Origin of the sequence: Mycobacterium sp. NPDC006124 (assembly GCF_040614235.1) — a bacterium.
GTDB lineage: Bacteria > Actinomycetota > Actinomycetes > Mycobacteriales > Mycobacteriaceae > Mycobacterium.
In genome coordinates, this window is record NZ_JBEXUA010000006.1 from 353376 (window position 1) to 378901 (window position 25526).

Below are 25526 nucleotides of genomic sequence, written 5' to 3' on the forward strand. Positions count from 1 at the left end.
CGACATTCGCGTTGCGGCAAGGGGCGTTTCGCGACCCGACTAGGTTGGGTGCCATGCACCCCTTGCGCAAGCGCGTGATCCGACACCGTGGCATTCGGCAGATCGGTGCAGGTCTGGGCACCCTGGATCGCGAAGTCTTCGAAGCGATCGCCGAGTCACCCAGCCCCTTGCTCGACGGCTTCATGCCGCGACTGACCGCCGCCGCGGACCACTCGAAGCTGTGGTTCGCGATCGCCGCCGCCCTGATGGCGACGCGGCAGTCGTCGGCTCAGCGCGGCGCCGGGCGCGGCGTCGCCTCACTGGCCGTGACCAGCTTGGTGGCCAACCAGATCGCCAAGCGGGTGTGGAAGCGCCCGCGTCCGGAGTGGGCGGCAGTGCCGGTGCTGAGGCGCTCCCGCCGGATGCCCACCTCGAACTCGTTGCCGTCGGGTCACTCCGCGAGTGCGGCGGCCTTCGCGGTCGGTGTCGGATTGGAGAACGCGCCCCTCGGCCTCGGATTGGCTCTGCTCGCCGGCATGGTCGGGGTCTCGCGGGTCGCGACGGGCGCGCACTACCCCGGTGACGTGCTGGCCGGTTTCGGTCTCGGCGCCGCGGTCGCGGTGGCGGGCGCGCGCATCGTGCCGCCGATCGTCGAGGCGCGCGTACCCGTCGCCGATCCGCTGCGGGTCCCCACCGTCAAGCGACCCGACGGCGCCGGGGTCGTCCTCGTCATCAACCCCGCCTCGGGCAGTGGCACGGGCGCCCGGGTCATCGAAGAGGCTCGAGAAGCGTTGCCGCGCATGGAGATCGTCGAGCTGGAGAAGGACGACGACGTCGTCGAGGTGCTCAGCTCGGCGGCCAAGCGAGCCGAGGTGCTCGCCGTCGGCGGCGGAGACGGGACCGTGGCCGCCGCGGCCGGCGTGGCCCTGGCCGCCGAACGCCCACTGGCCGTCTTCCCCGGTGGCACGTTCAACCACTTCGCCAAGGACATCGGCTGCGAGACCGTGGCCAGGACGGTCGACGCCATCCGGGAGGGCAGCATCGCCTGCGTCGACGTGCTGCGCCTCAACGAGACCGGCACCGTGATCAACACGGCCAGCATCGGCGCCTACCCCGCGTTCGTGCAGCAGCGGGAGAAGCTCGAACATCGCGTCGGCAAGCCCCTGGCCGGCGTGTACGCGATGTTCCACACGCTGCGGCGCGGCGAGCCGGTCCGGATCCAATACGACAACAAGGTGCTGCAGACGTCGCTGTTCTTCCTCGGCAACTCCTCCTACCTGCCGTCGGGATTCGCCCCGTCCCGCCGGCTGCGCATGGACGACGGTCTGATGGACGTCCGCATCCTGGAGACCGAGAAGCGGTTCAGCACGCTGCGGATCCTGACGTCGCTGGCCCTCGGGCGGCTGGTCCGCAGCCCGCTGTATCACGAACTGCGGGTGCCCGAATTCAGCTTCCGATCGGTCGACGGCCCAACCTTGCTCGCCCACGACGGCGAACTGGCCGAAGAGCTGGAGGAGGCCACCTTCACGGTGCGCTACCGGGCACTGCCCGTGTTTCGTCCGCTTCCGTGACGCCGGCCCGGTCACCGCGCAGGATCAGCAGGCACACCACGAAGTACGCGTAGCCGGCCGCCCAGCCGGCGACGATGTCGGACGGGTGGTGCACGTTGAGCGCCACCCGACCCATGCCGACGGTCACGACGACCAGGATGGCTGCCGCCACCAGCCAGGGTCGCAGGCCGGGCCGCACCATCGGGAGGACCACGACCGCGAGGGCCATCGCCGAGGCCATGGTGCCCAGCGCGTGGCCGGACGGAAACGACGTCGACAGCGCGTCGACCATGGCGGTCGCCGGGCGCGGCCGGTCGGCCAGCGTCTTGAGCAGCTCGGTCAGCACCCCGGACAACTCGACGCAGACGACGAGGAACGCCGCAGGGCGAATCCGCCGCTTGCGAAAGAGGTAGACGATCAGTCCGACGACGACGATTCGGATCGTCACCGGGGAGAACACCGTGCACCACACGTGCCAGAACGTCACCCAGCCTGGGTTTCCGGCGCCCATGCGCCACCCCGCCGCGAGCGTGGACGTGTCGGCCGACTCCAGCCAGCGCCAGTCCTGAACCCAGCCGATCCACATGGCGGCGTAGACGACGACGCAGAGCCCGGCGAGCAGCCAGCGCCTCGCCGACGATTCATTTCGCATCACGTGTAACACCCTTCACTACCGCACCGATATGTGGTTCAGAGCCCGCGCTGCCGTCACAACCCCGACTCTTGACGGCAGCGCGGGCCCTTTTCGCTCTTGCTGGGAACACAGCCGTCACAATGCCGAAACAACCTGGATTTACCTTGCCAAACATGACTCAAGAGCTGAGCAAGGAGCCGGAGGCCGGCGCCGGGGCCGACGTCGACGCAGGCCTCGACCAGATGACGGCCACCAAGGAGACCCTGGAGGACTACACGCTGCGGTTCGCTCCGCGGAGCTATCGCAAGTGGTCCACCCGGGTGGTCGGCATCTCGGCCCTCGGCGGCATCGCCTACCTGGCCGACTTCGCCATCGGCGCGAACATCGGCATCGCCTACGGCACGACCAACGCGCTGTGGGGCATCCTCATCTTCGCCGTCGTGGTCATGCTCACCGGCTTCCCGGTGGCGTACTACTCGGCGCGCTACAACATCGACCTCGACCTGGTCACCCGTGGCAGCGGGTTCGGCTACTACGGGTCGGTGGTCACCAACGTCATCTTCGCGACGTTCACCTTCATCTTCTTCGCCCTCGAGGGCTCGATCATGGCCCAGGGCCTTCAGTTGGGCCTCGGCATCCCGTTGTGGATCGGCTACGCGGCCTCGACCCTGATCATCTTCCCACTGGTCATCTACGGCATGAAGGTGCTCTCGACGCTGCAGGTGTGGACGACGCCGTTGTGGCTGGTGCTGATGGTCGCACCGTTCGGCTACCTCGTCGTCACCCATCCCGAATCGGTCGGGCAGTTCTTCGCTTATCAGGGTGAGAACGGCGTGCAGGGCTTCGACCTCGGCTCGACGCTTCTGGCCGCCGGGGTGTGCCTCTCGCTGATCGCGCAGATCGCCGAGCAGAACGACTACCTGCGGTTCATGCCTCCCAAGACCCCGGAGAACAAGCGCAGTTGGTGGACCTGGATGTTCCTGGCCGGCCCCGGCTGGGTCATCTTCGGCGCCATCAAGCAGATCGTCGGGCTGTTCCTGGCGGTGTACCTGATCGCCAACGTCGCCGACAGCGCCGGCATCGCCAACCAGCCGGTGCACCAGTTCCTGGAGATCTACCAGAACTTCCTGCCCCCGTGGCTCGCCATGACGCTGGCCGTGGTGCTCGTCGTCATCAGCCAGGTCAAGATCAACGTGACCAATGCCTACTCCGGTTCGCTGGCGTGGACCAACTCGTTCACCCGGGTCACGAAGACCTATCCGGGCCGGCTGGTGTTCCTCGGCTTCAACCTGCTGATCGCCCTGGTCCTGATGGAGGCGAACATGTTCGACTTCCTCAACACGATCCTGGGCTTCTACGCCAACTGCGGCATGGCATGGGTCGTAGTGGTGGCCTCCGACATCGTCTTCAACAAGTACCTGCTGAAGCTCTCGCCGATGCAGCCCGAGTTCCGTCGCGGCATGCTCTACTCGTTCAACCCGGTGGGCTTCGGCTCGATGTTGATTGCCGCGGGGCTGTCGGTGATCGCCTTCTTCGGCGGGCTCGGCGAAGCGATCCGGCCGTACTCGCCGTTGGTGGCCATCGGGCTGGGCTTGGTCCTGCCGCCGATCATCGCGCTCGCCACCAAGGGCAAGTACTACCTGCGCCGCACCGATGACGGAATCGACCTGCCGATGCTCGACGAGCACGGCAACCCGTCCGACGCGCACCTGAAATGCCATGTCTGCCATCACGACTACGAGCGACCAGACATGATCAAGTCTTCGAGCACGGACGGCTACATCTGCTCGCTGTGTCTCTCGACCGACAAGACCGGCGAGAACGTGTTGCCGGCTCAGACGTAGAACGCGCGCACGACGGCGGCCATGGTCGATACTCTTCGACCATGGCCGTCTTCTTGCGCAAGATGCTGGGCATCGGCGGACTGCCCCCGGACATGCGCGCCGAGGTCGACGCCGAGGGCGTGCTGTTGCTGGCCGAGTTCGTCCCCGTGACCTACCGCTTCTCGGGCACGGTGCCGGGGAAGGTCGCGAAGGGCAACCTCAGCAGCTATGTCGGCGCGTTGGCGCTCACCCGTCGACGCGTGCTCGCCACGCTGTCGTCGGTGCCCAACAAGGCGGGCCGCACCGTCGACCACGAGTGGGACGCCCCGAGCGGGAGCATGGTCGAGGCGGTCCTGGACGAATCGGGGCTGACGCTGAGTGGTTCGGATCTGTCCGTCGTCGACCCGACGTTCGCCGGTTCGGTGTCGCTGCACTACAAGACGGCTCTGCCAGCCGAGGTGCTTGCGTCGCTCCCGGTCCGCGAGTTCGCCTTCGACGTACCCCCGAAGTTCGTCTACTCGGTCTGCGGCGTGCCTTCGCGCTGAGTGAGCACGCGCGGACCGTTCTCGGTGACCGCGATGGTGTGTTCGGAGTGCGCGGTATTGGAACCGTCGGCCGAGCGCAGCGTCCATCCGTCGGCGTCGAGCGTCAGCCGGTCGCTGCCGCGGCTCCACCAGGGTTCCAGCGCCAGGGTCAGGCCGGGCCGCAAGACCATTCCGCGACCACGCCGCCCGCTGTTGGGGACGTGGGGGTCCTCGTGCATCGTGCGCCCCAGGCCGTGCCCGCCGAATTCCAGGTTGACGCGGTAGCCCTCCTCGGCCGCGACGTCGCCGATGGCGGCCGAGACGTCGCCCAGTCGACCCCCTGGGACGGCGGCGGCGATGCCGGCGTCGAGGGCGCGGCGGGTGGATTCGACGAGTGCCCGGTCCTCGGCGTCGCCGTCCCCCACGATCACGGTGACCGCGGAATCGGCGACCCAGCCGTCGATCGACACCGCGAAGTCCAGGCTCAGTACGTCACCGGCACGGAGCACGTGCTCGCGCGGCTTCCCGTGCAGCACCGCGTCGTTGACCGAGAGGCAGATGACGTTGCGGAACGGTCCACGGCCGAACGACGGGGCGTAGTCCCAGTAGCACGACGTCGCGCCCCGGTCGGCGACCAGTTGTCGCGCATGCATTTCGAGCTGCATCACGTCGATCCCCGGCTGGGCTTCGTTCGACAAGGTGGCCAGCGTCTGGGCGACGAATCGACCCGTCACGGCCATGGCGTCGATCTCGGCGGCGGTCTTGAGTTCGATCACGCTGGACATCCTCTCGGTATTCTTATACCGGCCCGACCGTACCAGCTGCGGTATAGGAATACCGGCTATGCTGACCCGCATGGTGCGCGTGCCGTTGAGTCCCGAGCAGGTCGCCGCAGGTCAGCGCCTAGGCGCGCTGATCAGAACCGCCCGGGCGGGCCGTGACCCCGAGACGATTGCCCGCGCCGCGGGGATATCCCCCGAGACGCTGCGCAAGATCGAGGTCGGCCGGATTCCCAGTCCCAGCTTCGGCACGGTCATCGGCCTGTGCACGGCCCTCGACATGCCTCTGGCCGACGCCGCCGAGGCTTGGCGCGGCACCGTCGAGCGGCGCCTGGCCATCTAGACGGGCCGCCGCCGGTTGCGCGCGTCGAGCTTCCAACGATCCTCCAATCCCGCGTCGCTACCGTTGCACCTCGCCTCGGCAGATCGTCGAGTGAGGTGAGACGAATCAGGAGTGTTCGCATGAGGGCATCGGCCATCACCGGGGTGGCTGCGGCCGTCACCGCGCTCACCGTCGTCGTGTCCGGCTGCGGTTCGGACACCAAGACGGCGACGTCCAGCAGTTCCGAGACGAGCAAGTCGTCGTCGTCGTCGACCACGACCACCTCCAAGAAGCCCAAGGTCACCGAGACGCCCGAGCAGGTCGCGGGTCCGAATCCGACGATCGCGGACTACATCAAGGAGAACGGCATCCAGGAGACCGGTGTCAAGATGGGCGACCCCGGCGCCCCGGCGGTCAACCTCCCCGTCCCGGACGGCTGGCAGCCCCTCGGCCCCGATGAGGCACCCGAGTACGCCTACGGCGCAATCGTCTACACCGCACCGGAATTCGAGGCCGATCCGCCCAACATCGTCGCCCTGATGTCGAAGCTCAGCGGCGACGTCGACCCCCAGAAGATCATCGATCTGGCGCCGGGCGAGCTGAACAACCTGCCGGACTACAAGCCTGGCAACGAAGGCGAGACCAGCACGCTGGGTGACTACCCGGCCTACGTCCTCGGCGGCACCTACACCCGCGACGGCGCAACGCGTTTCATCGCCCAGAAGACCGTCGTCATCCCCGCCGCCGACGGGCTGTACGTGTTGCAACTCAACGTCGACGGTCCCGAAGCGGCAGGCGACGTCCTTGGCGCGGCCACCGAGAAGATCGACAGCGACACCACCATCGGTTGACGTGCACGACCACCCCGGGCGGGGTTGGACAGTGTTCGGCCTGCTGAGGCGCCGGGCATCGGCATCGCGGCTGCCTGCCGAGGTGCGCGACGGGCTCGACCCAGGTGAGGTCATCGTCATGGCCGAGGGCGTGCGGGTGGTCGTCCGTCTCCGTGGGCACGTCCCCGGTGTCTACGCAGCCTCGAACGTCGCTCGATTTCGCGGGGCGTTCGTGTTGACGAGCACCGGCGTCATCGCCACCCTTCCGACGCTGTCGAGTCCGGACCTGCGCGCGGTCGACGCCCGATGGGACTCCCCGGGAGGACCGGCCCATCTGACGGTCGGCGCCACCGGCGTGCGGGTCGACGTCGCTCTGCGAGGGGTCGACCCGGCGTTCAGTGGGTCGATGACGATGACCTACGGGAGCGACATCGCCGACGAGCAGTTGAGGCGCCTACCCGCAACCGAGCTGCGGTGCAGGATCGACTCCGAGGTGGTCTATCGCGCGGCTGGGGTGCGTCCCAAGAGATAGCGCCAGCCGTCTGACTATGCGCCGTCGACGTACACCCAGCGCCCGCCGCGGCGCTGGAAGCTGCTGCGCTCGCGCATGATTCCGTCGTCGAAGGCGGCGGTGAACTCGACCTCGCCGGAGTCGTCGTTGCGGCCGCCGGCCACCACGTCGGTGATCGTGAGACCCTTCCACACCACCTCCGGGTCGACGGTCACCGCCGCGGGTCGCGTCCGCGGGTGCCAGGTGCGAAAGAGGTAGTCGGCCTCACCCGTCGCGTAGGCGGCGTAACGCGAACGCATCAGTTCCTCCGCGGTGGCCGCCTGACGCTCGCCGTGGTGCAACGGACCGCAGCACGCCTCATATGCGGCGCCCGTGCCGCACGGGCATGGTCGGCCGAAGGAATCGCTCACGACGACCAGCCTGCCGCATTACCAGAATTCGCGCCGTCGTGCGTGAACCCCCAGGACTGTGTCATCGAAATACCATGTGTCACAGCAGTTTCAGGTTGGAATTCTTGTCGGTGGGCCGTACTAGTGTTCGAGTATGAGTTCGGCTCGGGTCACCGCAGCAATCGCGGGGATTCGCGCGATCGCGGGTGCACCACACCCGGCTGCACCGTCCCCGGGTACGGCACCCAGGTGCACCACATGACCGGCTGGGCCCACAACGGGCAGACCGACATCGACGAGGTCACCCTCGCCTGCGGCGGGGACAACCGCCTCGCCGAGAACGGCTGGACCGTCGCACTCGTCGATGGCGTGGTGCAGTGGATCCCACCCCCGCAACTCGACGTCGGCCAAACCCGAATCAACTACCTCCACCACCGGAGAACGACTCCTCGTCGAACCGGGTGGCTAGGCGAGCGCATCAGATCGAGCCCGGCATTCCCGGAATTCCACCAGCCATGCCAGGCATCTCGCCAGCGGGTGACCCACCTTCGTAGGGCGCGCCGTCGGGCAACGAACTTCCCGGCAACCCGCTGCCCATCGGCGGGGGCATCGGAGGCGGAGATGGCGGCATCGGGGCAGGCGTGTCGTACATCCCGCCCTGACACGCGAACGCCCACGGCTGCGTCGCGCAGGCTGGATCGTTCGGATCGGTGGGTTCGGCGTTTGCCGGCGCGGCCACTCCGATCGCGGACAACCCGACTGTTGCCGCGGCGACGACCGATCGGATCACCCGGAGATAGTTTGCTGACATCGATTCATCACAGCACGACACCAGCTCGACGGTTGCCGTTTCGGCGGAGAACCTGTTCGGTAGACCAACGATGACGGACAACGTGCTCCTCGTGCACTGGCACGACCTCGGGCGGTATCTCGGCGCCTACGGCCATCACGACGTCTCCAGCCCCCGACTGGATCGACTCGCCGCCGAGGGAATTCTCTTCACGCGCTCGCACGCCACCGCTCCCCTGTGCTCGCCGTCGCGAGGATCACTGTTCACCGGCCGATATCCGCAGGGCAACGGGCTGGTGGGGCTGGCGCACCACGGCTGGGAATACCGTGCGGGAGTTCGCACGCTTCCCCAGCTGCTGGGTGAATCAGGCTGGTACACAGCACTCTTCGGGATGCAGCACGAAACGTCCTTCCCGGCCCGGCTCGGCTTCGCCGAGTACGACGTGTCCAACTCGTACTGCGAATACGTCGTCGAGAAGGCCGCCGCATGGCTCCACGAAGCGCCGTCGACCCCCTTCCTGCTGACCGCCGGCTTCTTCGAGACCCACCGGCCCTATCCGAGGGATCGCTACGAACCCGCCGACGCCGAGGCCGTGGCGCTGCCCGACTACCTGCCCGACCTCCCAGCCATCCGCGAGGACCTCGCCGACTTCTACGGCTCCATCGCCGTCGCCGACGCCGCGGTGGGCCAACTGCTCGACACCCTGACCGAGACCGGGCTGGACGCCTCGACGTGGGTCGTGTTCCTCACCGATCACGGTCCCGCCCTGCCCCGCGCGAAGTCGACGCTCTACGACGCGGGCACCGGCATCGCGACGATCGTCCGGCCCCCGACGCGGTTCGGCGCCTCCGGCCGCGTGTACGAGGACCTCTTCAGCGGCGTGGATCTGGTGCCGACGCTGCTGGGGCTCCTCGGAGTGCCCGTGCCCGACGACGTCGACGGGCTGTCGCACGCGAGCCGTCTGCTCGACGGAGTCGACGGCTCCGCACCCGTAGGTCCTGGGCCCGTGCGATCGGAGATCTACACGACGAAGACCTATCACGATTCCTTCGATCCGATCCGCGCGATCAGGACCACCGACTACAGCTACATCGAGAACTATGCGACCCGGCCGCTTCTGGATCTGCCGCTGGACATCGAGGAGAGTGCACCGGGACAGGTGGTGGCGCCGCTGAGTTCGGCGCCGCGGCCCAGCCGCGAGCTCTACGACCTGCGCACCGATCCCACCGAACGAGACAACCTGCTGACCGGCCTCGTGACCACCGAGCACGAGGCCGTCGCCCACGAGATGTCGATGCTCCTCAACGACTGGCGGGTGAAGACCCACGACGTCATCCCGTCGGAGTTCGCCGGCACGCGCATCTCAGCCCGTTACACCGAGACCTACATGTCGATCAAGGGGATACAGTTGCCCAGCCGGTCGGCGCTGGCCGCCGAACGTGGCGTAGACGACGACGTCCGGACACCGCAATAGTTTCGATCGTGATGAGTTGAACCCCTGCGGCACAGGCGAATATGCGTCGCCATTTTCGTGCGGATAGGCTTTCGCCCGTGCCCTCCCCGACCGCATATCTGGTGCTCGCCTCGCAGCGCAGCGGCAGCACCCTTCTGGTCGAGTCCTTGCGCGCGACCGGCGTCGCCGGCGAGCCGCAGGAGTTCTTTCAGTACCTGCCCTCGACCAGTCAATCGCCTCAACCGCGAGAGTGGTTCGCCGACGCCGGGGACGAGTCGATCCTGCGACTACTCGACCCACTCGACGAGGGCAAGCCCGACCTCGCGCCGCCGGAGATCTGGCGGGACTACATCCGGACCGTCGGCCGTACGCCCAACGGCGTCTGGGGCGGCAAGTTGATGTGGAACCAAACGTCCCTGCTGATGCAGCGCGCCGAGGGACTGCCAGACCGCTCCGGCACCGGCCTGCTGTCGGCCATTCGCGACGTCGTCGGCTCCGACCCGGTGCTCGTCCATGTCTACCGCCCCGACGTCGTATCGCAGGCGGTGTCGTTCTGGCGCGCGGTGCAGACGCGGGTGTGGCGGGGCCGTCCCGACCCGGTTCGCGACGCGCGAGCGGAATACCACGCCGGTGCCATCGCGCACGTGGTGACGATGCTGCGCGACCAGGAGGACGCCTGGCGCACATGGTTCGCCGAGGAGTCGATCTCGCCCATCGACGTGTCGTATCCCCACCTGTGGCGCAATCTCACCGAGGTCGTCGGTACCGTGCTGGAGGCGCTGGGGCTCGATCCGCGATTGGCGCCGGCACCGGTTCTCGAACGTCAGGCCGACCAGCGTTCCGACGACTGGGTCGAACGCTATCGCAGGGATGCCGACAGGGAGGGTCTGCCCACATGACCGTTCACACACCCGACGACACCCACGTCGACGAGCTGCGACTGCTCGAGGCCGAGTCGGTGCACATCATCCGCGAGGTGGTGGCCGAATTGCAGCGACCGGTGTTGCTCTTCTCCGCCGGCAAGGATTCGATCGTCTTACTACGGTTGGCGGAGAAGGCATTTCGGCCGTCACCGCTGCCGTTTCCGGTGCTGCACGTCGACACCGGGCACAACTTCGACGAGGTCATCGAGTTCCGCGACCGGCGGCTCGCCGAGCACGGTCACAAGCTGATCGTCGGCTCGGTGCAGGAGTCGATCGACAGCGGTCGCGTCCAGGAGGTCGGCGGACCCGCCGGTTCCCGCAACCGCCTGCAGACCCGCACGCTGCTCGACGCCCTGGAGGCCGGTGGCTTCGACGCCGCGTTCGGCGGGGCACGCCGCGACGAGGAACGCGCCAGGGCCAAGGAACGAATCCTGAGTTTCCGCGACGAATTCGGGCAGTGGGATCCACGGTCGCAGCGCCCGGAGCCGTGGTCGCTGTACAACGGCAGGATCAAGAAGGGCGAGCAGGTCCGGGTGTTCCCCCTGAGCAACTGGACCGAGCTCGACATCTGGCGCTACATCGAGCTCGAGGGTCTCGAGCTGCCGTCGATCTACTTCGCCCACGAGCGCGAAGTCGTCGCCAGGGACGGAATCCTGCTCGCGGTCTCGAAGTACGTTCAGCCCCAGGGTGACGAGACCGCCGCGGTCGAATGGGTGCGCTACCGCACCGTCGGCGACCTCACCATCACCGGGGCCGTGCGCTCCCATGCCACCGACATCGCCGGTGTCATCGACGAGATCTCCGCCGCGACGGTGTCCGAGCGCGGCGAGACCCGCGCCGATGACCGGACGTCGGTGGCGGCGATGGAGGACCGCAAGCGCGAGGGGTATTTCTGATGCGGGGCAAGCGAAGCGACGGGGACATTTGATGGGTACGACCAGGCAGCTTCTGCGCATCGCCACCGCCGGGTCCGTCGACGACGGCAAGAGCACCCTGATCGGCCGGCTCATGCACGACACCGACAGCCTGCCGCTGGACCACCTCGAGGCCGTCACCGACGACGAGGGCATCGCCGACCTGGCCGCGCTGTCGGACGGGCTGCGAGCCGAGCGCGAGCAGGGCATCACCATCGACGTGGCATACCGCTTCTTCTCCACCGCCACGCGCAGCTACATCCTGGCCGACACTCCCGGCCACGAGCGGTACACCCGCAACATGTTCACCGGCGCATCCAACGCCCACGTCGCGATCCTCCTGGTCGACGCCCGCGCGGGCGTGCTGCGCCAGACGCGGCGCCACGCCAGGATCGCAAAGTTGTTGGGCATCAAGCACTTCGTCGCGACGGTCAACAAGATCGACCTGGTCGACTTCGACCAGCGCCGCTTCGACGAGGTCGCCGGTGAGCTGCAGCGGATGGCCGCGCGCCTCGGTGGCGCCGAGCTGTCCGTCATTCCGATCGCCGCCAAGCTCGGCGACAACGTGGTGCACCGCTCCGAGAACACCCCCTGGTACGACGGGCCCACGCTGCTGGAGTACCTGGAGGGCATCGAGCTGTCCGCTCCGCAACCCGAGGCCGCCAAGTTGCGGCTGCCGATCCAGTGGGTGTCGCGACCGACCGCCGACGAGCGGCGGCGCTACACCGGTCGGCTGGCGGCTGGCACGGTTAGCGTCGGCGACCCGATCGTGTCCCTCCCCGCAGGCACCCGCTCGACGGTCACCGCCGTCGACACCCTGGACGACGACCGCACGACGGCCGTTGCACCGCTGTCGGTCTCGATCGAACTGGCCGACGACATCGACGTCGGCCGGGGCGACGTATTCGTCAGCGGCGCCGACGACGCCGCACTGCCGGTGCTCGCCCGCGAGCTGGACGCCACGGTGTGCTGGTTCACCGAGACGCCCCTGCGAGCCGGTGACCGCGTGGCCCTCAAGCAGACCAGCAAGACCGTGCGCGCCACGGTCCAGGCCCTGCACACCCGGCTGGACCCGGAGACGCTCGACGAACTAGACAACCCGGTGGAGTTGTCCATCAACGACATTGGCGAGGTGACGCTGCGCACCAGTTCGGTGGTGGTCGCCGACCCCTATTCCGACAACCGGGACAGCGGCGCATTCATCCTGATCGACGAGACGTCCAACGACACCATCGGCGCAGGCACGATCATCGAGCCGCGCGAGGTCAAGCCGGGCTCGCAGACTCGCAATGACATCCGTTGGCACCCTTCCTCTCTGGACCGTGACCACCGGTGGAACGCGACCGGCCAGCGGGGCGCCACCATCTGGTTCACCGGCCTGCCGGCCTCCGGTAAGTCCACCCTTGCGGTCGCCGTCGAACGCGCGCTGGTCGAGGCGGGCGACGTCGCCTATCTGCTCGACGGCGACAACATCCGGCACGGTCTGTCCGACGACCTCGGTTTCACGGCCGGGGACCGCACCGAGAACATCAGGCGTGTCGGACACCTGACCCGACTGTTCGCCGACGCCGGTGTCGTCGCCCTGGCGTCGTTGGTGTCACCGCTGAAGTCCGACCGCGACATCGCCCGGGCACTCAGCGACGCGGCGAAGCTGCCGTTCGTCGAGGTGTACATCTGCACCTCGGTCGAGGAGTGCGAGAAGCGAGATCCCAAGGGTCTCTACGCCAAGGCCCGTGCCGGCGAGCTCTCGGGACTGACCGGCGTCGACGCACCCTATGAGCCGCCGGAGAACGCCGACCTGGTACTCGACACCGCAGGCGCCGACATCGACGAACTGGTCGCCAAGGTGCTCGAGGTGCTCGAGGTCAAGCGCGACGGCCGCTAGGGCCGGGTCTGGGCCACGACGAAGATCCGGCGGAACGGGAAGAACGTGCGCCCGTCCGGCCGGGCCGGATACGACTCGGCCAGCCGGGGGATCAATTCGCTGCGGAACCGTTGCCAATCCTCCTCTGCCAGTACGCCCTTGACCGGAGTCAGCGCCGTGCCGGTGATCCAGTCCAGCACCGGGTGCTCACCGGTGAGCTCGTGCACGTAGGTGGTCTCCCACGCGTCGACCGTGCATCCGGCATCGGCGAGCAGGCCCGCATACTCGTCGGCCGAGTCGGTGACCTTGCCGACGCGAAACGGTATGTCCCCCAACGTGTTCACCCACTGCGGGCTGCTGGCCAACTCGCGCACCGCGGCGTGCGACGGCGCGTCGAAGTTCCCCGGCACCTGCATGGCCAACCACGCACCGGCGGGCAGCTCGTCGACCCAGCGGCGCAACAGCTCTCGATGCGACGGCACCCACTGCAGGGCGGCATTGCTCACCACGACGTCGGTGTCGGACTCCGGCGTCCACTGCGCCAGATCGCCTAGTGTGGCGTCCAGTCCCCGGCCGCGGGCCGCGTCGACCATCTCCGCGGATCCGTCGACGGCCTCCACGACGGCCTCGGGCCAGCGCTGCGCCAGCGTCACCGTGAGGTTGCCCGGGCCGCACCCGAGGTCGACGACGCGGCGTGGGGACTCGGCCCGCACCCGCGAGAGCAGCTCGTAGAACGGGCGGCCGCGGTGGTCGGCGAAGGCCAGGTACACCTCAGGGTTCCACATGATGACATCCTATGGACGATGGACGAGTCGACGGCCGTGCGGTCGATCTGGGAAGCGCTCGGGTTGCCGGGTCTCGTGGACGTTCACACCCACTTCATGCCCAAGCGCGTGATGGACAAGGTGTGGCAGTACTTCGACGCCGCCGGGCCGCTGGTCGGCCGCGCGTGGCCCATCGTCTACCGCACCGACGAAGCCGAGCGACTGCGGGCGCTACGCGGCTTCGGGGTGCGCGCCTTCACGTCGCTGATCTATCCGCACAAGCCGGACATGGCCGCGTGGCTCAACCAGTGGGCGGCCCAGTTCGCCGCCACCACACCGGACTGCCTGGCCACCGCGACCTTCTACCCGGAACCCGGCGCCACCGACTACGTCACCGCCGCGATCGAGGGTGGTACCCGGGTGTTCAAGGCCCACGTCCAAGTCGGCGGGTACGACCCGACCGACCCGCTTCTCGACCCCGTCTGGGGCGTCGTCGCCGAGGCGGGCACCCCCGTCGTCATCCACTGCGGTTCCGGACCACGACCCGGCGCGCACACCGGGCCCGACCCGATTCGGGCGGTGCTGACCCGGCACCCCCGACTGCGGCTCGTCGTGGCGCACCTGGGGATGCCGGAGTATGGCGAATTCCTCGACCTCGCCGAGACGTACCGCGAGGTCCGGCTCGACACGACGATGGCCTTCACGGCGTTCGTCGAGGAGGACCATCCGTTTCCACCCTCGGAGCGTCCGCGGCTGCTGGCGCTCGGTGACCGCATCCTGTTCGGCAGCGACTTCCCCAACATCCCCTACGGCTACCTGGAGGCCATGCGGGTGCTGACCGAAGTGCCCGGCGTGAACGACGACTGGTTGCGCGGCGTGTTCCACGACAACGCCGCCGAGCTGTTCGGGTTGGGCACTGCCGCCCTGCACCTGCCCAATTAGTCCTTCACCGCGGAGACCAGGCTGTTGGCGTCGGCCATCGGTCCCGCCTCCGGATCGTCGGCCGGGATGGGTCGTCCGACCGAGGCCAGGTAGCGAGCCAGGGGCGTCGGCGTGGCCTGCCACCCCCTGGCACCGAACCACTCGGCGGCGGGTGCGATCTGCTCGTTGTAGATCAGGGTGAAGAAGGTGCCGGCCTGACCGGCGTCGCGCTCCTGCTGCTGCTTGGCCTCGAACACCTGCCGGGGCATGGGCCTGCCCTCCTCGACGGAGACCCGGCTGCCGGGCGCCGACAGGCGGTCGATGCCCAGGAACAATTGCTCCTGCGCGGTCGCGGGAAGGTAGATGAGCAGGCCTTCGGCGATCCACGCCGTAGGGGCCGTCGGATCGAAGCCGTCGACGGCCAAGGCCCGTGGCCAGTCGTCACGCAGATCCACGGCGACCTCGCGCCGGTCGGCCCGAGGTGCGTCGCCCGACCGGGCCATGACCTCGCGCTTGAATTCCAGGACCTTGGGCTGGTCGAGTTCGAAGATCACCGTGCCGTCGGGCCAGGGTAGGCGGTAGGCGCGCGAGTCGAGACCGGCCGCCACGACCACCACCTGTCGCACCCCGGCGGCGACGGCGTCGGCGAAGTAGGCGTCGAAGTACTTCGTCCGCGCGGCTTGGAACGACACGAAGTGCGCGCCGAAGTCACCCTCGAGCAGTTGCATGCCGTGGCTGCCAGTCGCCCGGCCGTCCATCATGTCCGACCATTCGCCACCGGCCGCCCGGCAGAAGACCTCGGCGTAGGGATCGCGCACCAGCGGTTCGGGACGCTGAGCCTCCAATGCCCTTGCGGCAGCGACGAACAGGGCCGTCGAGCCGACGCTGGTGGTGATGTCCCACGTGTCTCGTCCGTCGCCTCCGGGTCGCACTCAGCCGACGATACGCCCGCATCCCGACTAGACCAACGGGCGCCCGGTTCTGATCCGCCAGTCCAGATCCTTGAGCAGGACGTTGAACGGAAACTGCCGAACGGCGCGTGGTGACAGGTGAGTGGCGGCTCGCAGCAGCGACATCAGCCGGTCGAAGCGGCGCTGCCGACGAGCGTCCCACGGTAACTGCATTTCATCTCGAAAGCGTTGTGGGAGAAAGCCCGTCGTGATGAGCAGGGCCAGGTTCTCGTTGAGGCGCGCCACGGGTCCCGGAAGGCGTACCCCGCGGATCCGGCTCGCGGCGATCGGGTACAGGTACGCACGCACCGTGTCGTCGATGTGCACCTTGGCGAGCTGTTCGTTCCAATAGGCGTCGAAGGCGGCGCGGTCGGGCGGCCACATCTCGAGGGGTACCTGAAGCGTCGTGCCGAGCGTGCTGCCCTCGGCGTAGTGCTGGTCGGCGGTCTCGTCGTCCATCTCGCCGACGAAGGTGCGATAGGAGTCGACGGCGCCCTTGTACAGGCAGGCGGCGACCCACATCTGAAGGTCCTTGTCGAAGGCGTTGTAGGCCACCGGGCTCTCGTCGGTGGAGTAGACCTGCGCATGGGCCCTGTTCACCGCGCGACGGAAGGCGGCCTTCTGTTCGTCGCTGCCCCGGCCGGCGACCGCCAGGTAGGTGAAGGTGGTCCTGGCCCTCTTGACGGGGTGCAGGTCGACGCGGCCGCTCTCGACGCGGCTCTCCAGTACGCCGTAGCCAACCCCTGGCCTGGCCAGCTGCATGATCACGTTCGCCGGCCCGAGCAGCAGACCCACCCCCAGCAGACCGTCGTCGATCGTCGGGCCGCGCCTGCGGGACGGTCGGCGGCGGGCCGAGGATGCAGCGGGCGCGCTGATCGGCCGCTCGACGTGACTGTTGCCAACCGTCATCGGCCCGCCTCCATATCTGACAACGAATGTTTCCAGATATTGCTCCGCGGGCCGCCGGGTGTCAAGATCGAGGCATGGCAGACGTGCGGCCCTACCGCGGCGTGCAGGCACGCGACCGGGTCGCCGAGCGCAGGCGCCGCCTACTCGACGCGGGCCTACGACTCCTCGGTGGCTCCGACAGTCCGCCGGATCTCACCGTGCGCGCCGTCTGCGCCGAGGCCGGGATCACCGCCCGGTACTTCTACGAGAGCTTCACCGACAAGGACGCGTTGGTGGCCGCGGTCTTCGACCAGGTGGTGGCCGACATCGCGGCCACCACCCAGGCGGCGGTGGCCGCCGCGCCGCCCGAGGAGCAGAACCGGGCCGGCATCGCCAATCTGGTCACCGCGGTCGCCGCCGACACCCGCGTGGGCCGCGTTCTGTTCAACCCCCGGTTGACCAACGCCGTGCTGGCACGCAAGCGCTCCGAGGCCGGCGGCCTGTTCGCGATCCTGTCCGGCGAGCATGCGACGAGCGCCTACGCCCTGCCGGACGACGACTGGACCAAGGCCGCCGCCCACTTCATCGTCGGCGGCGTGACCCAGACGATCAGCGCGTGGGTCTCGGGCGAGGTGGCGCTGAGCCAGTCACAACTGGTGGGTCACCTCACCCGCCTGCTCGACGGACTCACCGCCCGCGAGTGGGACCGGCGTTAACCGCCGACCGGCAGCCGGTCGGCGGCCGTCCTGGGCGTGGTTACGGTGTCGCTGGAGGTGAATTCCTTGGTCCAACAGGCGAATTCGAGGGTGATGCCGTCGGGATCCTGGAAGTAGAACGACCGCACGTAGACCCCCGGATGCAGCGTCGAGGAGACCTGAGCCGGGCTCTCGTCGTGGTTGAGCACCGGCCCCACCCGCACGCCCTTCTCCTTGAGCCGCCGCCGATATTCGTCGAACTTCTCGGCTGGCACGTGGAAGGCCAGGTGGTTCAGCGATCCGACGGCACTGACGATCTCGCCAATGCCCGGGATCGACGCGGGCGCCGAGATGCCCGGCACGCCGTCCGGGGCGGCGGCGAACCAGAAGAACGCGACGCAGTCACCGTTGCCCGCATCGAAGAAGAAGTGCTGGCCCATGCCACCGGGAAGGTCGAGCGACTTCACCAGCGGCATGCCCAGCACACCCGAGTAGAAGTCGACGGTCTTGGCCATGTCGGCACACACGAGGGCGACGTGGTTGATGCCGCCGAGTTCGAATTCGGAGTTGTGATTCCGGGGCTTGATCATGGCTCTACTCCGTCTGGTCAACGCACGAATCTGAATCTAACATCAGCCAAATCGTCGAATGAGCGGTTGAGCCAGAGAGGTCGTCACCATGACACCTGGAGTGCTACGCGAATTCGTGGCCCTGGACTCCCCCACCGCCCGCCGCGCCGGCTCCGGAGGGCACCCGTGCCAGGGCGTGTACCACCGCGGCGTCGGCCGAAAGCCGAAGATCGGGATGATCGCCACGCACTACCAGGTCGACTTCTCCGAGCACTACCTCGCCGACTACATGGCCACCCGAGGCATCGGCTTCCTGGGGTGGAATACCCGCTTCCGCGGCAACGAGAGCAGCTTCCTACTGGACCACGCCCTCGTCGACGTGGGGGTCGGCATCCGATGGCTCCGCGAAGTGCAGCATCTGGAAACCATCGTGCTGCTTGGTAATTCGGGCGGCGGGTCGTTGATGGCGGCTTATCAGTCCCAGGCCGTCGACCCGCACGTGACACCCCTGGAGGGCATGCGGCCCGCCGCCGGACTCGGCGAGCTTCCCCCCGCCGACGGCTACGTCGCCAGCGCGGCTCACCCCGGCCGGCCCGAGGTGCTGACGGCGTGGATGGATGGCTCCGTGGTCGACGAGAACGACCCCGTCGCGACCGACGCCAGCCTGTACCTCTTCGACCACCGCAACGGGCCGCCGTTCTCGGCCGAGTTCCTACGGCGCTACCGCGCCGCTCAGTCCGCCCGCAACCACGCGATCACCGACTGGGTGTGCGACGAGCTCGAACGCGTTCGGAATGCTGGCTTCTCGGACCGGCCCTTCACCGTCCTGCGCACCTGGGCCGACCCCCGGATGGTCGACCCGACGATCGAACCGACCAAGCGACAAGCCAACACCTGCTACGCAGGCGTGCCGGCCAAGGCGAACCGATCGGCCCACGGCATCGCCGCGGCGTGCACGCTGCGCAACTGGCTCGGCATGTGGAGCCTGCGAACCGCCCAAACCAGCGCCGAACCGCACCTGGCGCGCATCGACTGTCCCGCGCTCGTCATCAACGCCGAGCAGGACACCGGAGTCTTCCCGTCCGACGCACGGCGCATCCACGACGCGTTGGCGAGCACCGACAAGACCCTGTGCTCGATGGACACCGACCACTACTTCACCACGCCGGGGGCCCGCAGCGAGCAGGCCGACACGATCGCGAAGTGGATCGCGAAGCGCTGGCGGTAGCGGTCGACGACGTGACGGGGAACACTTGATGAACCTGGTAAACGAGGTCGCCGCAAAACGCGTATGAGTCCCAGGTACGCTCGAACCCAACCCACCGGTTGATCAAGGAGCACCGCATGCCGATCGCGATCCTTTCCGAGCACGACGACCTCGCCGATTCCGTCCGGGATTTGGTGAAGCGGGTGGCACCGTCGGACGTGCTGCACGAAGCCCTCGAGACACCCATCGCCAATCCGCCGACCTACTGGAAGGCCGCCGCCGAGCAGGGTCTGCAGGGTCTGCACCTCTCCGAGGACGTCGGCGGTCAAGGCTTCGGGCTCCTCGAACTCGCCATCGTGCTGGCCGAATTCGGCTACGGCGCAGTACCCGGTCCGTTCGTCCCCTCGGCGATCGCCAGCGCTCTGATCGCCGCCAACGATCCCGGCGACAAGCTTCTCGAGGGCCTCGCCTCCGGTGAGGTCATCGCCGCCTACGCCATCGACTCCGGGCTGACCGCGACCCGCCAGGGCGGCGGCCTCGTCATCCGCGGAGAGGTGCGTGCCGTGCCCGCCGCGGCCCAGGCCTCGCTGCTGGTGCTGCCGGTGTCCATCGACGGCGACGAGCAGTGGATCGTCCTCGACGCCGACCAGGTCGAGATCGAAGCGGTCAAGAGCGTCGACCCGCTGCGACCCCTCGCCCACGTGCGCGCCAACGCCGTCGAGGTCGCCGACGATCGCGTGCTGGCCAACCTGGGCCGCATCCGCGCGCGTGCCCTGATGTCGACGCTGTTGTCGGCCGAATGCATCGGCGTCGCGCGCTGGGCCACCGACACCGCGTCGGAGTACGCCAAGATCCGCGAGCAGTTCGGCCGTCCGATCGGTCAGTTCCAGGCCATCAAGCACAAGTGCGCCAACATGATCGCCGAGACCGAACGTGCGACGGCGGCCGTCTGGGACGCCGCCCGCGCACTGGACGAGGACCCGCAGGAGAGCAATTACGAGTTCGCCGCCGCGGTGGCGGGCACGCTGGCGCCCGTTGCCGCGCAGCACACCGCTCAGGACTGCATTCAGGTGCACGGCGGCATCGGCTTCACCTGGGAGCACGACACCAACGTCTACTACCGGCGCGCCATCGTGCTCGCCGCGTGCTTCGGACGGGCCGCGGACTACCCGCAGCAGGTGGTGGACGTCGCCACGGACACCGGGATGCGCCCGATCAACATCGACCTCGACCCCGACACCGAGAAGCTTCGCGAGGAGATCCGCGCGGAAGTCGCTGCGCTGAAGGCACTTCCGAGCGAGGAGCGCGTCACTGCGATCGCCGAGGGCGGTTGGGTGTCCCCACACCTGCCCAAGCCGTGGGGCCGGGCGGCCGCGCCGATCGAGCAGATCATCATCGCCCAGGAGTTCTCCACCGGTCGCGTGAAGCGGCCGCAGATGGGCATCGCCGCCTGGATCATCCCGTCGATCGTGGCCTACGGCACCGACACCCAGCAGCAGCGCTTCCTGCCGCCGACGTTCCGCGGCGAGATGATCTGGTGCCAGCTCTTCTCCGAGCCCGGCGCCGGATCCGACCTCGCCAGCTTGACCACCAAGGCCACCAAGGTCGACGGCGGCTGGCGCATCACCGGCCAGAAGATCTGGACCACCGGTGCGCAGTACTCGCAGTGGGGTGCGCTGCTCGCCCGGACCAACCCGTCGGCGCCGAAGCATCAGGGCATCACCTACTTCCTGCTCGACATGAAGGCCGAGGGCGTGGAGGTCAAGCCGCTGCGTGAGCTCACCGGCAACGCGATGTTCAACACGGTGTTCATCGACGACGTGTTCGTGCCCGACGAGATGGTGCTCGGCGAGGTCGACCGCGGCTGGGAGGTCAGCCGCAACACCCTGACCAACGAGCGTGTGTCGATCGGCAGCAGCGAGCCGCCGTTCCTCGCCAGCCTCGAGCAGTTCGTGGAGTTCGTCCGCGACGGACAGTTCGACCAGATCGAGCAGAACGTAGCGGGCAAGCTGATCGCCGAGGGCCATGCCGCCAAGCTGCTCAACATGCGGTCGACCTTGTTGACGCTGGCCGGCGGGGATCCGATGCCCGCGGCCGCGATCAGCAAGCTGCTGTCGATGAAGACCGGCCAGGGCTACGCCGAGTTCGGGGTGTCGTCGTTCGGCACCGACGCGGCGATCGGCGACGAGGGCGAGCTGTCCGGCAAGTGGGCGGAGTACCTGCTCGCCGGCCGCGCCACCACGATCTACGGCGGCACCTCGGAGGTGCAGCTCAACATCATCGCCGAACGCCTGCTCGGCCTGCCGCGCGATCCGTAGGAATCACTAATCACACCCGACGGCGTCGAACCCATCCGGTTCGGCGCCGTCGGCGTTCGTGGTCCGGTCGCGCCTCGGCGGTCTGAGTGAGCGCGGGATCGGGGTCTCTGCGTCGTTCACCTGGATCTCGCGGACTCTGCGACCTGCTCGACGACTGACGGGATCGCCCGGCGCGGGTCCCCGTTCGGGCCAGGAGTGGGCCCGGGTGGTTGAATCCCTGGAACGTCGGCTGGCAGGAGGTGCCCGTGAGCGACCCCCGGTCGGCCGTCACGCTTCGTCAGTTGCGCTACTTCGCCGTGCTCGGCGAGGAACTCAACTACCGGCGCGCCGCCGCGAGGCTGTTCATCACCCAGCCCGCGCTGTCGACGGCGATCAAGCAGATCGAGCAGCACTTCGGCGTGGTGTTGTTCACCCGCAACACCCGCGAGGTGTCCCTGACCGATCTGGGTGCGGCGTGGTTGCCTCAGGTACAGCAGGCGATCTCCGGCGTCGACGCGGTCGTCGAGAATCTCGTCACTCTGTCGGGGACGCGAAAGGGCTTGCTGCGCCTCGGATATCTCATCGGCACCGGCGCCGACCTGTTGTTCCGGGTGGTGCGCCACTTCGAGGCCGCCTATCCGGAGGTCACGGTCGAGCCCATCGAGTACGACTTCGCCGATCCCACCGCCGGCCTCGGCGACGGCGGCACCGAGGTCGCCATCATCCGACCTCCGGTGGATCTGCCCGAGCACCGCATGCTCATGCTCGACTCCGAGTCGTGGGTGGTCTGCATGCCGCGCGACCATCGACTCGCCGAGCGCACCGAGGTCTCGATCACCGAGCTGCTCGACGACCCGATCGTGTGTGCCCCCCTGACCGCCGGGACCTGGCGCGACTACTGGCTGGCCATGGACGTCCGGGGCAACCGGCCGCCGACCATCGCCGCGGTCGCCGCGACCTACGAGGCGGAGACGACGTCAATCGCGCGCGGCTTGGGAATCAGCTTCACGTCGTCGTCGGTGTCACGGTTCTACGACCGGCCGGGCATCGTCTACGTGCCGATCACCGATCGGCCGCCGAGTTACACCGCCCTGGCATGGCAGCCGGGGGCGCTGTCGCCACAGGCGGACGCGCTGGTCAGGCACGTGCGCGCCCATTGGAACCTCGGCGAGGCTCCGGTCGACGAGATCGCTGATAACCAAAATCTATGAGCAGATCAAAACATCGAACTTCCGCCGGCCGGTCCGGAGGGCTTTCCTGTCTCTAGGCGCAATTCGACAGACCTGACCTGGAGCGATCATGACCGATGCCCTGGCTTCATCCACTCATTCAGAGTCGCCGCTACGCGACGAGGACGCCAAGCTCGCGGAGTTCGGCTATACCCAGAAACTCGACCGCTCGGTCGGGAGACTGGCGTCCTTCGCGATTGGCTTCGCCACGATCAGCGCGACGACGGCGGTGTTCACCGGCTTCGGCGCGGGCTACTTCACGGCGGGCGGTCCGTTCGTGTGGACGCTGCTGCTCGCCGCCGCGGTGTTCGTCATCTGGACGCTGATCGCCGCCGACCTGACGGCCAAGATCCCGCTGGCCGGCTATTCGTACCAATGGACCAGTCGCCTGGTCGGCTCGACGATGGCACTGTTCACCGGCGTGCTGGCGCTGGCCGGCTGGATCTGCGGCATGACCGGCGTCGGCTTCATCCTGTCGGGCTACCTCGGCAGCCTGTTCGGCTGGAACATGAGCCAGACCGCGCAAATCCTCGTCGCGATCGGCGTGATGGCCGTCTGCATGCTGATCAACCTCTATGGCGTGCGCTTCGCGACGATGGTCAACAACATCGGCGTCAGCCTGGAATTCGTGATCACGGTCGGCGCAACGATTCTCGTCGCGATCGTCGCGTTCTCGTCGCCGGACAACCACCAGTCCATCTCGGTGCTCTTCACGGGCGGCACGTCCGACGGCAGCACGCCCTACGTCCTCGCGTGGCTGGCCGCGTCGCTCGGTCCGTTCTTCGGCCTGATCGGCGTCGAGGCAAGCGCCGACATCGCCGAGGAAACGGTCAACGCCCGCAAGGTGATTCCGCGCACCATGTTCTACGCCCTGACCGCGTCGATCATCATCGAGTTCGGCATGTACGTCGTCTACGTCCTGGCGATCAAGGACGCCTCCGCCGTCGAGGCCGCCTCCGCCGCTCCCATCGAGGAGATCATCACCCAGCAGGCCGGCCCGGTGATCAGCAAGATCGTCGTCGCGGTGGCCCTGACCAATGTGCTGGCCTGCATCCTGGCCAACATCCTCGTCGCCACCCGGCTGACCTACTCGATGGCCCGCGACAACATGCTGCCGTTCTCCCACATCTGGCGGCACGTGTCCCCGACGAACCGCACGCCCACCTACGCCGTCCTCGGCATCTTCGGGTTCTCGACGATCCTGCTGCTGTCGGCACTGGTCAGTGAGAAGGCGTTCTTCCTCATCCTCGGCCTGTCGTCGCTGGCGGTCTGCGCGATGTACCTCCTGCAGACGGTCGCGGTGATGATCGCCACCCGTCGCGGCACGATCCCGGCACCCGAGCCGGGGACGTTCAACCTCGGCAAGGCACGCGTGCCGGTGGCCATCGTCGCAGCGATCGCCTTCACGCTGGTGTGCGCCGCCCTGATCTTCCTGCCGCAGTTCGCGGGCAACGGGTATGTCTTCCTCGGTCTGGTGGTGATCACCGCGATCTGGGCCGTCACCGGACTCCGCAAGCGGCTGGCCACTGGTGAAGCCGGACCCGATTTCGCCAAGACTCACATCTCCTGAAAACCATTACTCGACAAGGGATCTCAGAATCATGACCGTTACCACCACCAGCCTGACCAGCAACCTCGTCGCCGTCGAGCCCGGCGCCATCCGTGAGGACACCCCACCCGGGTCGGTCATCCAGTACAGCGACTACGAACTCGACACCACCAGCCCCTTCGCCGGCGGCGTCGCCTGGATCGAGGGCGAGTACATGCCCGCCGAAGAGGCCAAGATCTCGATCTTCGACACCGGCTTCGGACACTCGGACGTGACGTACACCGTCGCGCACGTGTGGCACGGCAACATCTTCCGGCTCGATGACCATCTGGACCGCCTGTTGGACGGTGCCGGCAAGCTCCGCCTGGACGCCGGCATGAGCAAGGACCAGCTGGCCGAGATCACCAAGAAGTGCGTCTCGATGTCGCAGCTGCGGGAGTCCTTCGTCAACCTGTCGATCACCCGGGGCTACGGCAAGAAGAAGGGCGAGAAGGACCTCACCAAACTGACCCATCAGGTCTACATCTACGCCATTCCCTACCTCTGGGCGTTCCCGCCCGCCGAGCAGATCTTCGGCACGACGGCGATCGTGCCGCGCCATGTCCGCCGCGCGGGCCGCAACACCGTCGACCCGACCATCAAGAACTACCAGTGGGGTGACCTGACCGCAGCCAGCTTCGAGGCCAAGGACCGCGGCGCGCGGACGGCGATCCTGCTGGACTCCGACAACTGCGTCGCCGAAGGACCCGGCTTCAACGTCTGCATCGTCAAGGACGGCAAGCTGGCCTCGCCGTCGCGCAACGCGCTGCCGGGCATCACCCGCAAGACCGTCTTCGAGCTCGCCGACCAGATGGGCGTCGACGCCACCCTGCGGGACGTCACCAGCCAGGAGTTGTACGACGCCGACGAGATCATGGCCGTCACCACTGCCGGTGGAGTCACCCCGATCAACTCGCTCGACGGCGAGGCTATCGGCAACGGCGAGCCAGGCCCGATGACCGTAGCGATCCGAGATCGGTTCTGGGCCTTGATGGATGAGCCGGGCCCGCTGATCGAGGCCATCCAGTACTAGGCGGGGCTAGTGTTCTGAGTCGTTAATTCGTTGGCAGTAGTTGCCGATGCTGGCGAGGATTTGATCGGCGGTCTTGGTCCACACGTAGGGACGTGGGTTC

Annotated in this window: 25 protein-coding genes; 17 read left to right on the forward strand and 8 right to left on the reverse strand. The window is 67.8% G+C overall.

Annotated features, from left to right (window positions below; all coding sequences use genetic code 11):
• Positions 1–53: 53 nt before the first annotated feature.
• On the forward strand, positions 54–1550 hold the full coding sequence (locus tag ABZ195_RS15610; protein ID WP_355219153.1) for a diacylglycerol kinase family protein: 1497 nt from the start codon (positions 54–56) through the stop codon (positions 1548–1550).
• On the opposite strand, the gene ABZ195_RS15615 is transcribed toward ABZ195_RS15610, so the two are convergent.
• On the reverse strand, positions 1504–2181 hold the full coding sequence (locus ABZ195_RS15615; protein ID WP_355219259.1) for a phosphatase PAP2 family protein: 678 nt from the start codon (positions 2179–2181) through the stop codon (positions 1504–1506). The genes ABZ195_RS15610 and ABZ195_RS15615 overlap by 47 nt on opposite strands.
• 224 nt (positions 2182–2405) lie before the next feature.
• Between ABZ195_RS15615 and ABZ195_RS15620 the strand changes: the two genes are divergently transcribed.
• Positions 2406–4007, forward strand: a complete 1602-nt coding sequence (locus ABZ195_RS15620; protein ID WP_355219261.1) for a hypothetical protein — start codon at positions 2406–2408, stop codon at positions 4005–4007.
• A gap of 41 nt (positions 4008–4048) precedes the next feature.
• Entirely contained in the window at positions 4049–4531 is a 483-nt protein-coding gene (locus tag ABZ195_RS15625; protein ID WP_355219155.1) for a hypothetical protein, read from the forward strand.
• On the opposite strand, the gene map is transcribed toward ABZ195_RS15625, so the two are convergent.
• Positions 4501–5286, reverse strand: a complete 786-nt coding sequence (gene map, locus ABZ195_RS15630) for a type I methionyl aminopeptidase (RefSeq protein WP_355219157.1) — start codon at positions 5284–5286, stop codon at positions 4501–4503. The two genes, ABZ195_RS15625 and map, sit on opposite strands and share 31 nt — an antisense overlap.
• A 79-nt stretch (positions 5287–5365) precedes the next feature.
• On the opposite strand from map, the gene ABZ195_RS15635 reads away from it, so the two are divergent.
• The 3 genes from ABZ195_RS15635 (at position 5366) to ABZ195_RS15645 (ending at position 6973) form a co-directional block, all read left to right on the forward strand.
• Positions 5366–5632 (forward strand): helix-turn-helix transcriptional regulator, encoded by a 267-nt coding sequence (locus ABZ195_RS15635; RefSeq protein WP_355219159.1) that lies wholly within the window; start codon positions 5366–5368, stop codon positions 5630–5632.
• A gap of 119 nt (positions 5633–5751) precedes the next feature.
• The gene (locus ABZ195_RS15640; protein WP_355219161.1) at positions 5752–6462 is read left to right on the forward strand and encodes an LpqN/LpqT family lipoprotein; all 711 of its coding nucleotides are present in this window, start codon (positions 5752–5754) and stop codon (positions 6460–6462) included.
• Position 6463: 1 nt separating this feature from the next.
• The gene (locus ABZ195_RS15645) at positions 6464–6973 is read left to right on the forward strand and encodes a hypothetical protein (RefSeq protein WP_355219163.1); all 510 of its coding nucleotides are present in this window, start codon (positions 6464–6466) and stop codon (positions 6971–6973) included.
• Between the two features lie 14 nt (positions 6974–6987).
• Here ABZ195_RS15645 and ABZ195_RS15650 read toward each other — a convergent pair whose 3' ends face one another.
• Together ABZ195_RS15650 and ABZ195_RS15655 are read right to left on the reverse strand one after the other, a co-directional pair.
• On the reverse strand, positions 6988–7362 hold the full coding sequence (locus ABZ195_RS15650) for a YchJ family metal-binding protein (RefSeq protein WP_355219164.1): 375 nt from the start codon (positions 7360–7362) through the stop codon (positions 6988–6990).
• Between the two features lie 457 nt (positions 7363–7819).
• Complete coding sequence (locus ABZ195_RS15655; protein WP_355219166.1) at positions 7820–8152, reverse strand: hypothetical protein; 333 nt, start codon at positions 8150–8152, stop codon at positions 7820–7822.
• A gap of 70 nt (positions 8153–8222) precedes the next feature.
• Between ABZ195_RS15655 and ABZ195_RS15660 the strand changes: the two genes are divergently transcribed.
• From ABZ195_RS15660 to cysC, 4 genes are all read left to right on the forward strand, one after another.
• Positions 8223–9605 carry a sulfatase gene (locus ABZ195_RS15660; protein WP_355219168.1) on the forward strand — a complete coding sequence of 461 codons (1383 nt, stop codon included), beginning with the start codon at positions 8223–8225 and terminating at the stop codon, positions 9603–9605.
• A 77-nt stretch (positions 9606–9682) separates the two neighbouring features.
• Positions 9683–10483, forward strand: coding sequence for a Stf0 family sulfotransferase (locus tag ABZ195_RS15665; RefSeq protein ID WP_355219170.1), 801 nt, complete (start codon positions 9683–9685; stop codon positions 10481–10483).
• Positions 10480–11403, forward strand: coding sequence for a sulfate adenylyltransferase subunit CysD (gene cysD, locus ABZ195_RS15670; RefSeq protein WP_355219172.1), 924 nt, complete (start codon positions 10480–10482; stop codon positions 11401–11403). The genes ABZ195_RS15665 and cysD overlap by 4 nt, the downstream gene beginning before the upstream one ends.
• Positions 11404–11434: 31 nt before the next feature.
• Positions 11435–13306: an adenylyl-sulfate kinase gene (gene cysC, locus ABZ195_RS15675; protein ID WP_355219174.1), complete on the forward strand. Its 1872-nt coding sequence runs from the start codon at positions 11435–11437 to the stop codon at positions 13304–13306.
• Here cysC and ABZ195_RS15680 read toward each other — a convergent pair.
• Complete coding sequence (locus ABZ195_RS15680; RefSeq protein ID WP_355219176.1) at positions 13303–14070, reverse strand: trans-aconitate 2-methyltransferase; 768 nt, start codon at positions 14068–14070, stop codon at positions 13303–13305. The genes cysC and ABZ195_RS15680 overlap by 4 nt on opposite strands.
• An 18-nt stretch (positions 14071–14088) precedes the next feature.
• Between ABZ195_RS15680 and ABZ195_RS15685 the strand changes: the two genes are divergently transcribed.
• Positions 14089–14991, forward strand: coding sequence for an amidohydrolase family protein (locus ABZ195_RS15685; RefSeq protein ID WP_355219178.1), 903 nt, complete (start codon positions 14089–14091; stop codon positions 14989–14991).
• Here ABZ195_RS15685 and ABZ195_RS15690 read toward each other — a convergent pair.
• Positions 14988–15902: a class I SAM-dependent methyltransferase gene (locus ABZ195_RS15690; protein ID WP_355219180.1), complete on the reverse strand. Its 915-nt coding sequence runs from the start codon at positions 15900–15902 to the stop codon at positions 14988–14990. The two genes, ABZ195_RS15685 and ABZ195_RS15690, sit on opposite strands and share 4 nt — an antisense overlap.
• Positions 15903–15929: 27 nt before the next feature.
• Entirely contained in the window at positions 15930–16829 is a 900-nt protein-coding gene (locus ABZ195_RS15695) for an oxygenase MpaB family protein (RefSeq protein ID WP_355219182.1), read from the reverse strand.
• A gap of 74 nt (positions 16830–16903) precedes the next feature.
• On the opposite strand from ABZ195_RS15695, the gene ABZ195_RS15700 reads away from it, so the two are divergent.
• Positions 16904–17524, forward strand: coding sequence for a TetR/AcrR family transcriptional regulator (locus tag ABZ195_RS15700; protein WP_355219184.1), 621 nt, complete (start codon positions 16904–16906; stop codon positions 17522–17524).
• Here the strand turns inward: ABZ195_RS15700 and ABZ195_RS15705 are convergent.
• A complete protein-coding gene (locus ABZ195_RS15705) occupies positions 17521–18093 on the reverse strand; it encodes a VOC family protein (protein WP_355219186.1) in 573 nt (190 codons plus the stop codon). The two genes, ABZ195_RS15700 and ABZ195_RS15705, sit on opposite strands and share 4 nt — an antisense overlap.
• Before the next feature lie 88 nt (positions 18094–18181).
• Between ABZ195_RS15705 and ABZ195_RS15710 the strand changes: the two genes are divergently transcribed.
• The 5 genes from ABZ195_RS15710 (at position 18182) to ABZ195_RS15730 (ending at position 25426) form a co-directional block, all read left to right on the forward strand.
• The gene (locus tag ABZ195_RS15710) at positions 18182–19300 is read left to right on the forward strand and encodes an alpha/beta hydrolase (protein ID WP_355219188.1); all 1119 of its coding nucleotides are present in this window, start codon (positions 18182–18184) and stop codon (positions 19298–19300) included.
• Positions 19301–19416: 116 nt separating this feature from the next.
• Positions 19417–21597 (forward strand): acyl-CoA dehydrogenase, encoded by a 2181-nt coding sequence (locus ABZ195_RS15715; protein WP_355219190.1) that lies wholly within the window; start codon positions 19417–19419, stop codon positions 21595–21597.
• Between the two features lie 245 nt (positions 21598–21842).
• Positions 21843–22787: a LysR family transcriptional regulator gene (locus ABZ195_RS15720; RefSeq protein WP_355219192.1), complete on the forward strand. Its 945-nt coding sequence runs from the start codon at positions 21843–21845 to the stop codon at positions 22785–22787.
• A gap of 88 nt (positions 22788–22875) precedes the next feature.
• On the forward strand, positions 22876–24375 hold the full coding sequence (locus tag ABZ195_RS15725) for an amino acid permease (RefSeq protein ID WP_355219194.1): 1500 nt from the start codon (positions 22876–22878) through the stop codon (positions 24373–24375).
• A gap of 31 nt (positions 24376–24406) precedes the next feature.
• Positions 24407–25426 (forward strand): aminotransferase class IV, encoded by a 1020-nt coding sequence (locus tag ABZ195_RS15730; RefSeq protein WP_355219196.1) that lies wholly within the window; start codon positions 24407–24409, stop codon positions 25424–25426.
• Positions 25427–25526: the final 100 nt, after the last annotated feature.